At 58.4% G+C, this 11858-nt stretch carries 13 protein-coding genes, 2 tRNA genes and 1 riboswitch; of the genes, 4 read left to right on the top strand and 11 right to left on the bottom strand.

The genetic code is table 11. The features are described from left to right. Positions 1–165: 165 nt before the first annotated feature. The 8 genes from moaE to HNR62_RS04390 all read right to left on the bottom strand — a co-directional run bounded on the left by moaE (position 166) and on the right by HNR62_RS04390 (position 6426). Positions 166–612: a molybdopterin synthase catalytic subunit MoaE gene (gene moaE / locus HNR62_RS04425; protein WP_204794870.1), complete on the bottom strand. Its 447-nt coding sequence runs from the start codon at positions 610–612 to the stop codon at positions 166–168. 1 nt (position 613) lies between these two features. After that, positions 614–862, bottom strand: coding sequence for a molybdopterin synthase sulfur carrier subunit (gene moaD / locus HNR62_RS04420; protein WP_204794869.1), 249 nt, complete (start codon positions 860–862; stop codon positions 614–616). Next, positions 859–1332: a cyclic pyranopterin monophosphate synthase MoaC gene (gene moaC, locus HNR62_RS04415; RefSeq protein WP_204794868.1), complete on the bottom strand. Its 474-nt coding sequence runs from the start codon at positions 1330–1332 to the stop codon at positions 859–861. Before moaC ends, moaD begins: the two co-directional genes overlap by 4 nt. Then, positions 1329–1844 carry a molybdenum cofactor biosynthesis protein B gene (gene moaB / locus HNR62_RS04410; protein WP_204794867.1) on the bottom strand — a complete coding sequence of 172 codons (516 nt, stop codon included), beginning with the start codon at positions 1842–1844 and terminating at the stop codon, positions 1329–1331. The genes moaC and moaB overlap by 4 nt, the downstream gene beginning before the upstream one ends. A 243-nt stretch (positions 1845–2087) precedes the next feature. Continuing rightward, on the bottom strand, positions 2088–3068 hold the full coding sequence (gene moaA, locus HNR62_RS04405; protein WP_204794866.1) for a GTP 3',8-cyclase MoaA: 981 nt from the start codon (positions 3066–3068) through the stop codon (positions 2088–2090). Continuing rightward, positions 3056–3197, bottom strand: a riboswitch (molybdenum cofactor riboswitch). It overlaps the preceding gene by 13 nt. A gap of 366 nt (positions 3198–3563) precedes the next feature. Continuing rightward, entirely contained in the window at positions 3564–3953 is a 390-nt protein-coding gene (locus HNR62_RS04400; protein WP_239552589.1) for an Hpt domain-containing protein, read from the bottom strand. Then, entirely contained in the window at positions 3938–5311 is a 1374-nt protein-coding gene (locus HNR62_RS04395) for a sigma-54-dependent transcriptional regulator (RefSeq protein ID WP_204794865.1), read from the bottom strand. The genes HNR62_RS04400 and HNR62_RS04395 overlap by 16 nt, the downstream gene beginning before the upstream one ends. A gap of 356 nt (positions 5312–5667) precedes the next feature. Then, on the bottom strand, positions 5668–6426 hold the full coding sequence (locus HNR62_RS04390) for a Nif3-like dinuclear metal center hexameric protein (RefSeq protein ID WP_204794864.1): 759 nt from the start codon (positions 6424–6426) through the stop codon (positions 5668–5670). Positions 6427–6490: 64 nt separating this feature from the next. On the opposite strand from HNR62_RS04390, the gene HNR62_RS04385 reads away from it, so the two are divergent. After that, positions 6491–7294 (top strand): DUF1853 family protein, encoded by an 804-nt coding sequence (locus HNR62_RS04385; protein WP_204794863.1) that lies wholly within the window; start codon positions 6491–6493, stop codon positions 7292–7294. A gap of 24 nt (positions 7295–7318) precedes the next feature. Here HNR62_RS04385 and HNR62_RS04380 read toward each other — a convergent pair. Next, positions 7319–7392 (bottom strand) — tRNA-Cys (locus HNR62_RS04380). Positions 7393–7402: 10 nt separating this feature from the next. Beyond that, positions 7403–7478 (bottom strand) — tRNA-Gly (locus HNR62_RS04375). A gap of 209 nt (positions 7479–7687) precedes the next feature. Between HNR62_RS04375 and ggt the strand changes: the two genes are divergently transcribed. From ggt to HNR62_RS04360, 3 genes are all read left to right on the top strand, one after another. Next, the gene (gene ggt / locus HNR62_RS04370; RefSeq protein WP_239552588.1) at positions 7688–9460 is read left to right on the top strand and encodes a gamma-glutamyltransferase; all 1773 of its coding nucleotides are present in this window, start codon (positions 7688–7690) and stop codon (positions 9458–9460) included. Between the two features lie 170 nt (positions 9461–9630). Then, positions 9631–11184, top strand: coding sequence for a methyl-accepting chemotaxis protein (locus tag HNR62_RS04365; RefSeq protein ID WP_204794862.1), 1554 nt, complete (start codon positions 9631–9633; stop codon positions 11182–11184). Between the two features lie 4 nt (positions 11185–11188). Beyond that, on the top strand, positions 11189–11542 hold the full coding sequence (locus tag HNR62_RS04360) for an MGMT family protein (RefSeq protein WP_204794861.1): 354 nt from the start codon (positions 11189–11191) through the stop codon (positions 11540–11542). 21 nt (positions 11543–11563) lie between these two features. Here HNR62_RS04360 and HNR62_RS04355 read toward each other — a convergent pair whose 3' ends face one another. Next, positions 11564–11728, bottom strand: coding sequence for a hypothetical protein (locus HNR62_RS04355; RefSeq protein ID WP_204794860.1), 165 nt, complete (start codon positions 11726–11728; stop codon positions 11564–11566). Positions 11729–11858: the final 130 nt, after the last annotated feature.

Genomic DNA, 11858 nt, shown 5'->3' with positions numbered 1-11858 from the left:
CTTGAGCATGGCAACAACAGCCAGCAGGCTTTTGAACGTTTGGACATTTGGATGGCCATACTAGCAAGGAGGCCGTTTGACGCCAAGTGGAAAAAGAAGGGACAAGATCAACCGGCGGCTCTGGAGCATCGAGGAGGACAGCTGATGGAACAAAAATACGTCACTTCACTCGTGCCACTTTTCTGCCGCCCGGGTGTCGCTGTCTTTTGCCTCTACCCAGCGCTCGCCATCGTCGGTCTGTTCTTTCTTCCAGAACGGCGCCCGGGTCTTGAGGTAGTCCATGATGAAATGACAGGCTTCGAACGCCGCCTCTCTATGCTGGCTGGCCACCCCGACAAAAACGATTTGATCGCCCGGCGCCAGGGAGCCGATCCGGTGGATCACCCGGCATTCCAGCAGCGGCCAACGACCGTGGGCCTGGTCCACTATCTGTTGCAGTGCCTGCTCTGTCATGCCCGGATAGTGTTCCAGGGTCATGCCGCCGACCGCCGCCCCCTGATTCATCTCGCGCACCTTGCCGATAAAGGTGACCACGGCGCCGGTCTGGTGCGACTGACTGAGGGCGGCGTATTCGTCGCCCAGGCTGAAGTCGGCGGTTTGTACCCGAATCATCTCAACCTCCGGTCACCGGCGGGAAGAAGGCGACTTCGTCCCCCGACTTAACAGGAGTGTCGAGCGGCACTATGGTGTGATTGACCGCAGCCAGCAGCTTGTCGTCGGCCAGCGCCAGCGCCCACTTGTCGCCCCGGGTCAGCAGCGCCTGACGCAGCGACTCCACATTGGCGTAATCGGTGGGCAGGCTGAGTTCATCCTGCCCGACCAGCTCCCGTACCTGAGCAAAAAACAACACCTTGATGGTCATACCTTGAAGTCCCCCGATTTGCCGCCCCGCTTTTCCAGCAGGCGGACACCTTCGATGCGCATATCCTTCTGCACCGCCTTGCACATGTCGTAGATGGTCAGCGCCGCCACCGAGGCGGCGGTGAGCGCTTCCATCTCGACCCCGGTCTGGCCGGACAACTTGCAGTAACTGTTGATCTGTACCCCGCCCCGCTCGGCATCCGCTGTCAGCTGTACTTCTACCTTCGACAGTGCCAACGGATGGCACAGGGGGATCAAGTCGGCGGTTTTCTTGGCGGCCATGATGCCGGCGATGCGGGCGGTGGCGAATACGTCCCCCTTGTGATGTTGGCCGCTCAGGATCAACTGCAGGGTCTCGGCCGCCATCAGTACCCAGGCTTCGGCCCGGGCTTCACGCACCGTCACCGCCTTGTCGCTGACGTCGACCATGTTGGCCTCGCCCGAGGCGTTGATGTGGGTCAGCGCGCTCATGCGATCACCAGGTGCTGGACGAAATTGCAGGGCTTGTGACGGGCGTCGAGCTGCTCGGCCAGAATGCCGTTCCAGCCGGTGCGGCAGGCGCCGGTGGAGCCCGGCAGGCAGAACACGGCGGTGTGGTTGGCCAGGCCACCGAGGGCGCGGCTCTGCACGGTAGAGGTGCCCAGTTCCTGATAGGTGATGTGGCGGAACAGCTCGCCGAAACCGTCGATATGAGTGTCGAGCAAGGGCGCAACCGCCTCGGGGGTGGTATCGCGACCGGTAAAGCCGGTGCCACCGGTGATGATCACCACCTGTACTTCCTTGCCGGCGATCCAGCGGGAAACCAGGGCGCGAATGTCGTATTTGTCGTCCTTGAGGATGACTTTTTCCGCCAGCCGGTGGCCGGCGCCGGTCAGGGCCTCGACCAGGTAACGGCCCGAGCTGTCGGTGTCTTCGTTACGGGTGTCGGAGACGGTCAATACCGCTATGTTCAAAGGCACAAAGGCCGTTTCGGCATGGCTCATGAGATCCTCTTTCACAATCAGGAAAATATGAATAAGTAATCTTGCATAACAGACGTGGATAAAAGGATTAGTTTTCCTTTATCGTCACCCTCGCGAAGGCGGGGGTCCAGTGTCTTTGCAGGCGAACTGCACTCTGACCGTTCTGCGCTACAGGTCCTGGATTCCCACCTTCGTGGGAATGACGACTGAACCACTCCTATTATGCGGCATTATTTAGGGTGTTATCAATCAGGGTACCGACGTTCAGCCGCCGATGGAGGCCAGGTGCGGCGTCATGCCGGTATGGCCCTGATGGAGGAAGTGGGTGGCTTTTTTATCGGCCAGCGCATCACGCAGGCGCCGCTGCAAGGCCGCATGCTGATTGTCCTCGGCCAGCAGATCTCGCAAGTCGACGCCATGGTCACCAAACAGACACAGATGCAACTTGCCCAGTGACGACACCCGCAGCCGGTTACAACTGGCACAGAAGTCCTTGGCATAGGGCATGATGAGGCCGATTTCACCGCGATATTCCGGATGCCAGAACACCTCGGCCGGGCCATCGTTATGGGCACGCAGCTTCTGCTGCCATCCCTGTAGCAGCAACTGCTCCTTGATAAGGGCGCCGCGCACATGGTGGCGGTTGAACAGCTCGTCCATTTCACCGGTCTGCATCAGTTCGATAAAGCGCAGCTGAATGGGATTATTTTTTATCCACGCCAGAAAACGACCGAGATCCCCGTCGTTGAGACCCCGCATCAGCACCGCATTGACCTTGACCTGCTCGAAGCCGGCCTCGAAGGCCGCATCGATGCCGGCCATCACCTCATGAAAACGGTTCTGGCCGGTGATCTGGTGAAACAGGCGCGGATCCAGGCTGTCGACGCTGACGTTGATGGCGGTCAGGCCGGCACGGCGCCAGTCGGCCGCCTGCTTCGCCATGCGATAGCCATTGGTGGTCATGGCCACCTTCTGGATACCGGGCGTCGCCGCCACTGTGGCTATGATGTCGGTAAAATCCTTGCGCAACGAGGGCTCGCCACCGGTAATGCGCACCTTGCTGGTGCCCATGGCGGCAAAGGCCCGGGTCAGGCGGCGGATTTCGTCCAGGGTCAGAAATGACTTGCGGCCATCGGGGCGATAGCCGTCCGGCAGACAGTAATTGCACTTGAAGTTGCAGACGTCGGTCACCGACAGCCGCAAATACTGGAACTTGCGCGCAAACGCATCCTGTAATTCAAACATAAACACCTTTCCAAATACGGGAGGCAGGGACATTTCTCTCCCAACCCTTACAGCACCAGGCTGAACGGTCTGGCAACCCTATTGGCCTCAACCAACGTAGGTCCACCAGACTCGGAGTTTTTGACGTTTTCCGATTTTATACTACCACCTTAGGTAAAAACATAACGTCAGAGCAAGAAGAATATGGCCGCGATCCGGATTATCCGGGGGGCTCCCTGTTTTGGCGTGAGGCGTGAGGCGTGAGGCGTGAGGCGTGAGGCGTGAGGCGTGAGGCGTGAGCATTCTCATATTAAGAATACGAAAGTTGCAAAAGAAATATTTTTCGCAATATGAGCCGATTATATTTTAATCATTGAGATGAAAAGGCCCGTCATGACTGCATTTGAAAAGTTGGCACGATTATTTCATATATAACAGCAGTTGTTTTTATCCCGTGCTCTCTTCAGCTTTAGCTGAAGTTCGGCCAACCCTTTGGGTTGGCCATTTTTTTGCCTGCTATTCGGCATTCAGCCGATGTTCGAGTTGCTGCAGTGTGTCTTCCAGCGCTTGCCGCCATGCCCTCATCCGCTGTTCCACCTGCTCTTCATCATGCTCATGACAGGACTGTTCCAGCTTTTCACTCAGAAACTGGCAGCGCTGGGCACCGTAACTGCCACAGGCCGACTTCAGGCTGTGACAACAGCGGGCCATCAGCTCGTGATCTCTCTCGGCAAAGGCCCCTTGCAGGGCCTCCCCCTGCTGTCGGCCATCCTCGACAAAGAGCCGTAGCAGTCGAGTCAGCACCTCGGCCCCCAGCTCTTGCTCCATCCGCTGTAACCGATGCTGATCGAGCAGGGGGAGTCGTGCCTGCAGCCGTTGCCAGTCGGCCATCAGTTGTTGTCCCAACTCTGCAGCTTGCGATAAATGGTGGAAGGGCTGACTTCCAGCAGGGCGGCGGCCCGGGATACATTGCCCTGACAATGGCTGATGGCCCTTTCTATCGCCTGCCGTTCGATCACCGATAATGGCACTATGGGCGCCGGCAGGGCATCGGCTACCGGCTGTGACGGTGTACTGTGCGCCAAGGGGGTATCCAGCGGGGCCGGCAGCATCTCCTGCTCTATCCATTCCCCCTGATGCAGCACCACCGCATTGCGGATCACGTTTTGCAACTGGCGCACGTTACCCGGCCAGTGGTAGCCCTGCAGCCGGTCTTTGGTGGCCTCCGACAAGCCGACAAACGACTTGTTTTCTTCCCGGGATGCCTGGCGCACCAAGGCATTGGCGATGCTGATCACATCGCCTCCCCGTTCCCGCAGCGGTGGCAGATGGATAGGGATCACATGCAGGCGGTAATACAGATCTTCCCGAAAACGCCCCTGCTCCACCTCGACCAGTGGATCCCGGTTGGTGGCACAGACGATACGAACATCAACCTGTATCTGCTGGGAACTGCCCACCGGCTGTATCTGTCCGGTCTGGAGGAAGCGCAGCAGCTTGCTCTGCAGCTCCATATCCATTTCGCAGATTTCATCCATGAACAGGGTACCGCCATCGGCCCGGATCACGGCGCCGTCCCGATCCTGCAGGGCGCCGGTAAATGCCCCCTTGATATGACCAAACAACTCGCTTTCCATCAGATCCTTGGGAATGGCGGCGCAGTTCAGGGCGATAAAGGGACCCTCGCTGCGGCCACTGAGCTGATGCAGTGCCTCGGCGCAGACTTCCTTGCCGGTGCCGCTTTCACCGGTAATAAAAACGGTCGCGGTACTGGGGGCGGCGTTTTCAACCAGGCGATACACCTTCTGCATCGGCAGACTGGCACCGATAAATCCCTGAAAGGGCTCTCGTTCGATTTCGTGACGATAGCGGTCCACCAGCCGATTAAGATGGCGAAACTTCATGGTGTTATGCAGCGTGACCTTGAGCCGCTCGGCCTCGACCGGCTTGTTGATGAAGTCATGGGCTCCCAGACGCATGGCATCCACCGCCACATCCACCGAGCCATGGGCCGTCATCACTATGGTGGTGACATTTGGCTGCTCCCGGTGTAGCCACTGCAGGATCTCCATGCCGGGCATGTCGGGCAAGATCAGATCAAGCAGCAGAATATCAGGTGGTTGCCGCCGGATATGTTCCAGTGCCTGCTGACCAGTGCTGACCACCGTCAGCGACAAGGGTTCATCCTGCAAATAGGCCTGATACAGCGCCGCAAGGGAGGCCGTATCTTCTACCAACAAGACATTCAGTCTCTCATCTACCATCTTTTATCTCTCACCCTTAACCATCCGGTTCATCTTTTCACATTACCTACAAAAAACATTGCCTACGCAAACAATTGCCTACGAAAACAATTACCGACGAAAAAATTGTCTGCAAAACAGGGGCCGTGAAAAAAACACTTGCAGCCAATTAACGCCATGGTAACATCACCACAACACCAGGTGCGACTCATTTGTCACTCACCTCGTTACTGCTCTATTGACTGTTATTCCATTGTGTTCCATTCCCAGTGTTAACAACGACATCCGTTTTAAGCCTGTGTGGCTGCTGCGAAACCAGGGTATTCATATACCCTGGTCTTTTTTTATGTCTCAAACTCGCCATTGACCAGGCCGGATCAGGCCGGATTGTCGATATCCACAAAGCTGACCTGCAGCCCCTGCTCGCGCGCCAGCCAGTCACCGAGTGCCTTGATACCATAGCGCTCGGTGGCATGATGACCCGCCGCAAAAAAGTGTATTCCCCGCTCTCGCGCCACATGCACGGTTTGCTCCGACACCTCGCCACTGATGAAGGCGTCCATACCTTGGTCGGCGGCAAGGTCGATATAACCCTGGCCCCCGCCGGTACACCAGCCTACCCGACGGATCAACGCCGGCCCCTGGTCACCCACATGCAACACCGGCCGGCCCAGCCGTTGTTGCAGCCGCTCACTTAGCTGTTGTCCGCTGAGCGGTTCGTCCAGTTCGCCGCTCATCGACACCGAAAGCGCATTACCCGGTTCAAGTGGGCCCTCTACCCGGATCCCCAGCAAGGCGGCCAGTTGGGCGTTATTGCCAAGCTCGGGGGCAATGTCCAGTGGCAGGTGATAAGCATAAAGATTGATATCATGACCGAGCAGGGCCTTGAGTCGCAGGCGCTTGATGCCACGCACCCGCTCGTCTTCCCCTTTCCAGAAGTAACCATGATGTACCAGCAGCGCGTCTGCACCCACCTCGATGGCGTGATCGATCAGCGCCTGGCTGGCAGTGACGCCGGTCACCAGGTGCTTCACCTCGGTTTTGCCTTCCACTTGCAGGCCATTCGGACAATAATCCTTGATGGCTGCTACGTTGAGCTGCCTGTTCAGCAGCCGTTCGAGTTCCAGATTGTTCATGCTGACTCCATGGCGTGACTTCGGCCCATTGTAAAACAAATTGCAAAACAAAAGGTCCCCTTAGATGAGTGATTCACTCCGCCTTTTCTTAACGAAGCTGACCGATCCTGTGGTGCGGGATCTGGCCTGGGCATTGGCCAGCCCCAATCTGCTGCAAAGTTCACCGCTGGCGCCCGATAATGGCTGGTACCGGCAACTGCTCGCCGAGTACCAACCACGGCTGTTCGAGCTGGATGCCGCTCCCGGGGTGCTGCACGCCCATTGCCGACCTTATCGCCGCCTCGGTCTGTATTTCGAAGCACTCTGGCACTTTTTTCTGCTCGACCATTCCCGCTTTCAACTGTTGGCCCACAACTGGCAACAGGTGATTGACGGCACCACCCTGGGGGCCTTCGACTTTATCGTCTGGGATCAAGCGTCACAGCGTATCGAACATTGGGAACTGGCCGTCAAATTCTACCTGATAAGCAACCCGGATAACGCCTACGATCAGGCCTGTGGTTTAAATACGCGCGACACATTACGACACAAAGTCGAGCATATGCTCCAGCATCAGCTCAGACTCAGCCAACATCCACAGATCCGTGAACGCCTCGGCCGCCAAAAGCTGATGCCACAAGGCACCCGGCTGATCATGAAGGGCCGCCTCTATTATCCGCCCTCCTGCCAGCAGTTTTTATCCGATCAGGGCGAGCGTGGACACTGGGGAGTCGAGTCTCCGGACGCCTCTTTTGAACCACAGCAAAAACTCGGCTGGCTGACCGGTGGACGACACAGTGAACATCGGGACCGAAGACAGAATTTTCAGGACAAACAAGGTAACTGGTATATCAGGGTAGATTCGGAATGGCTTAACGAGAGGAAATAGGAAACGAGGATACAACGAAGAAGATGGAGGCGCGTTCCGGAGTCGAACCGGACTGAACGGATTTGCAATCCGCTGCATAACCGCTTTGCTAACGCGCCTTTGCAGAATTGGAGCGGGAAACGAGATTCGAACTCGCGACCCCAACCTTGGCAAGGTTGTGCTCTACCAGCTGAGCTATTCCCGCTTTTTTACTGGTGCACCGGGATGCAGTTGCTGCCGTCCGATGGCTGCGCATTATAGGGCGGCTGGCAGACAATACAAGCCATTTTTATGTCATCTGGTTTATTCGCTTTAATTTTCAGCGTGTTGAACATTTTTTAACGGCTTCAAGCCTTGGCGGTTCAATCAGAACTGGCTAAGCTTGCTGACACCCTGTCCTGTAGAGTGCACGCCATGCCCCTGATGTTGCTGACGTTCCTATTGCTGGCCCCCCTCACCCTGTTACCTGCCCGGGCCGACACCATCACCAGTACGCCCATGCCCACGCCGGTCGACACACCGGCTCCGGAGGCGGGCACCGGCTGGCGCACCAAGCCACTGGTCACCGCCGACAAGGCCATGGTGGTGACGGCCAACCCCTATGCCAGCCGGGCGGCCAGACAGGTGCTGCAGCAAGGCGGCAGTGCGGTCGATGCCATGATCGCGGCCCAGGCCGTGCTGACCCTGGTGGAACCTCAATCCTCGGGCATCGGCGGCGGTGCCTTTCTGGTGTACTGGCAACAGCAGCAGGCCCGGCTGACCACGCTGGACGGCCGGGAAACCGCCCCCATGGCGGCACCGGAGGATCTGTTTATGGATGAAGGGGGCCAGCCCCTGGCCTTCTTCGACGCCGTGGTCGGTGGTCGCTCGGTGGGCACGCCCGGCACCGTCATGCTGATGTGGCAGGCGCATCAACGCTACGGTACCCTGCCCTGGCGCGAACTGTTCAAACCCGCTATCACCCTGGCCTTGAACGGTTTTACCGTCTCTCCGCGTCTGGCCCGGCTGGTCGAGAAAGATCAGGCTTATCTGGCACGGGATCCCGACAGTCGTCGCTATTTCTTCGATGAGCAGGGCCGACCCTTGCCGGCCGGCAGTACCAAAACCAACCCCTTGCTGGCCGCCGCGCTAAGCCGGATCAGCATTGAAGGTCCCTCGGCGTTTTATCAGGGGGCGCTTGCCGCCGCCATGGTCGACAAGGTACGTCAGGCCAGTCCGGCCGGTCATCTTAGCCTGACCGACCTGGCCGATTACCGGGTCAAGGAACGGGCACCGCTCTGCGCCCCCTATCGTCAATACCGGATTTGCGGCATGGGCCCGCCCAGCTCCGGCACCCTCGCCCTGGGACAGATTCTCGGCATCTTGTCTCATGTCGATCTGGCCACGGCAGGACCCAATTCTCCCGACAGCTGGCGCTGGATCGCCGATGCCTCGCGCCTGGCCTTTGCCGACCGCAACCTTTATGCCGCCGACAGCGATTTTGTCCCGGTACCGGTAACAGAACTGCTTGCCCCCGACTATCTTGCCGGTCGGGCAAAACTTATCGCCGATGACTCCGTCGCCCTGCCACAGGTGAGCCCCGGCACCCCGGTCCCCTCTCTCGGCCGCCGGGCGCCCGACCATTCCCCCGAGTTCCCGTCCACCACCCACATCAGCATCGTCGATGCCGAAGGCAATGCCCTGTCCATGACCTCTACCATAGAAAACGGCTTTGGCTCCCGTCTGATGGTGCAGGGTTTTTTGCTCAACAACGAGCTAACCGATTTTTCCTTCAGCCCCAGCCGGAACGGCCTACCGGTCGCCAACCGACTGGAGCCGGGCAAGCGCCCGCGTTCATCCATGTCACCCACCATAGTGCTGTATCAGGGCAAGCCGCTGCTGGTGATGGGCTCCCCCGGCGGCAGCAGTATCATCGGCTATGTGCTGCACAGCCTGATCAACGTGCTCGACTGGGGCATGAACCTGCAGGAAGCGCTGCATCAACCCCATGTGCTGCATCGCGGCGGCACCCTGGAAATGGAGCCGGCAGGGCGAAACCTGGCGCTGCAAGCGGCCATGGCCGAACTGGGCTACGACACCCGCCTGACCGAGCTCAACTCCGGCCTGCACGGCATCATGCTGCACGAGAACCATCTCAGCGCTGCCGCCGATCCCCGGCGAGAAGGCATGGCACTGGCCGCAGACTGAATTGCATATTGGCGATTAAAAAGACCCTACATAATATGCAGGTAAGGCATGAATTTTAACGCGAATCCTCGTATATTGAGGGTTCTGAAAGACTCCATTCAAGTTTGCACCCCGGGTGCCGATAGCCTGAGCCGGAGTCACCGTAACCCGATAACAAACCCCGGATACCGATGAACACAAAAAACCAGCATCTCATTGACGAGGAAGTCACCTATAGCAACCAGGAACAACTGGTTTCCACCACCGACCTGCGCGGCGTTATTACTTATGCCAACGAGGCATTCTGTCGTGTCGCCGGCTATCAAGCAGAAGAATTAATCGGCAAGCACCACAATATCGTGCGTCACCCGGATATGCCCAAGGCCGCCTTCCAGGATTTGTGGGAACATGCCAAGGCTGGCCAGGCCTGGCGTGGCGCGGTCAAAAACCGCTGTAAGGACGGCCGCTATTACTGGGTGGACGCCTATGTCACGCCTATCTACCAGCAGGGTAAAGTGACCGGCTACCAGTCGGTGCGCACCCAGCTCGACGACCGCATCCGGGATCGAGCCGCTCAAGCCTATCGTCAGCTTCTGAAGCAGGAGCAAAGCCACCGCCGGGCTCATGACTGGCCGAAGCAGACCAAGGCCTGGCTCGTGGCAAGCGGCCTGGCCGCGCTGCTGGCCGGCGCCTTTGTTCAGGGAGGGGGCAGCCAACTGCTCTGGAGCCTGCTGCCTGTAACCTGGTTCGCGCTCGGCTATCGCAAGTCGCTGTTTGGCACTCAACATTATCTGCAGGGCCTGGGCCGCGAATACGACAGTATGTCCCGGCTGGTCTATTCCGGCGATGAACCCCACTCCATCGCCGATTACCATCTGAAGATGTGGCAGGCCCGCACCCGCACCATACTCGGCCGGGTCGATGACGCCACCGACTCACTGAAAAATCTGGCCGGTTCCATGATGCAGGCCATGACCGGTGCCAGGGTCGAATTGAGCCGCCAGGACAGCGATACCCATCAGATCGCCGCCGCCATCAATGAAATGTCGGCCACCGCCAACGAGATCACCCAAAATACCCAGCAGGCCGCCACCAATGCGGGCGAAGCACAACACCAGTGCCAGCTGACCCAGGATCAGCTGGAGCAAACCAGGCTGAAGATCATCGAGCTGGCGCAAGAGGCAGAACAGGCCGCCGAAGCGACCCTGGCCCTGACTCAGGAGTCTGATCGTATCGGCACCCTGATGAGTGAGATCCAGGGCATTGCCGATCAGACCAATCTGCTGGCGCTCAATGCTGCCATCGAGGCTGCCCGTGCCGGCGAGCATGGCCGTGGTTTTGCGGTGGTGGCGGAGGAGGTTCGTGCGCTCTCCACTCGCACTCACGGGGCCACCGAGCAGATTCAGACCAGCATCAGCCAGATCCAGCAGACCCTGGCCCGGTGGCGTTCCATGATGGACACCAATATGGAGCACAGCCAGGAGTGCGTGAGTGCAGCCGAAGCCGGCAGCGCAAACCTGGCCCGGGTAGTGGGTGAAATCGACAACATAGTCGGCATTACCGTGCAAATTTCTTCCGCCGCCGAACAGCAACAACAGGTGGCCGAAGAAATCAGCCACAATGTCCATCAGATTTCCGAAACGTCTTCGGCCAACCTGCAGAAAATTGCCCATGTCGAAGGCGCCAGCAAAGAGCTGTTGGAGCGCTCTCATGGGCTTAACGATCTGACGCGGACCTTTTCCTGAACCCGTGCCCCGCGACAGTAACAAAGCTGATCACAGCCACAAGGTGCTGACTTTGCTTGCCCTGGTTCCGCCGGGGCAGGTGGTCAGTTACGGGCAACTGGCGGATCTGGCCGGCCTGCCGGGGCGAGCGCGGCTGGTCGGGCGTATTCTGCGTACCCAGGATACCTCTATGCTGCCCTGGCACCGGGTGGTGGCGGCCAATGGCCACATCAGTCTGCCCAGGGGCAGTGATGGCTGGCACGAACAACGACAACGATTGCTGGCAGAGGGGATATTATTGAACGGAGACAGGGTGGCGATGGCGCAATATCGATGGCGGCCCGATCTGGCCGCCATCCTGATGTTGATGGATCAGTGAGTTAATGGTCTTGAAATAAACTCAGTTTCTTTCTTCCTGCAGTTCGCTGACGTGCACCTGAAAGGGAATCGTCTCGTCTTCGCGCTGTAACAAGACCAGCTGATTATTGATGTCGACTTCCAGCACATAGCCGGAGCCGTCCGACGTGTGACAGATCATCCCCGGTCTGATGTCATGAATATCCATATTCAGTCTCCATTAGCAGGCTGGCCTGCGGTGAATTAACATCCCTGTTTCATCGTGGTTCACTCGGCGATGCTGGTGCTCTGGCAATAACCAGATCTGTAATAACCCTATCAGCAATAACCAGATCTGC

It is taken from the genome of Oceanisphaera litoralis, from assembly GCF_016907015.1.
GTDB classification, from domain to species: Bacteria; Pseudomonadota; Gammaproteobacteria; order Enterobacterales; family Aeromonadaceae; genus Oceanimonas; species Oceanimonas litoralis.
Note: the sequence above shows the minus strand (reverse complement) of the source record. Positions and strands in the feature narration are given on the sequence as shown.

Coding starts and splice junctions, on each gene's coding strand:
- HNR62_RS04355 (WP_204794860.1), bottom strand. CDS start 11,728: ATGGATATTCATGACATCAGACCGGGGATGATCTGTCACACGTCGGAC.
- moaE (WP_204794870.1), bottom strand. CDS start 612: ATGATTCGGGTACAAACCGCCGACTTCAGCCTGGGCGACGAATACGCC.
- HNR62_RS04365 (WP_204794862.1), top strand. CDS start 9,631: ATGAACACAAAAAACCAGCATCTCATTGACGAGGAAGTCACCTATAGC.
- moaC (WP_204794868.1), bottom strand. CDS start 1,332: ATGAGCGCGCTGACCCACATCAACGCCTCGGGCGAGGCCAACATGGTC.
- HNR62_RS04395 (WP_204794865.1), bottom strand. CDS start 5,311: ATGGTAGATGAGAGACTGAATGTCTTGTTGGTAGAAGATACGGCCTCC.
- ggt (WP_239552588.1), top strand. CDS start 7,688: ATGCCCCTGATGTTGCTGACGTTCCTATTGCTGGCCCCCCTCACCCTG.
- HNR62_RS04390 (WP_204794864.1), bottom strand. CDS start 6,426: ATGAACAATCTGGAACTCGAACGGCTGCTGAACAGGCAGCTCAACGTA.
- moaA (WP_204794866.1), bottom strand. CDS start 3,068: ATGTTTGAATTACAGGATGCGTTTGCGCGCAAGTTCCAGTATTTGCGG.
- moaB (WP_204794867.1), bottom strand. CDS start 1,844: ATGAGCCATGCCGAAACGGCCTTTGTGCCTTTGAACATAGCGGTATTG.
- HNR62_RS04385 (WP_204794863.1), top strand. CDS start 6,491: ATGAGTGATTCACTCCGCCTTTTCTTAACGAAGCTGACCGATCCTGTG.
- moaD (WP_204794869.1), bottom strand. CDS start 862: ATGACCATCAAGGTGTTGTTTTTTGCTCAGGTACGGGAGCTGGTCGGG.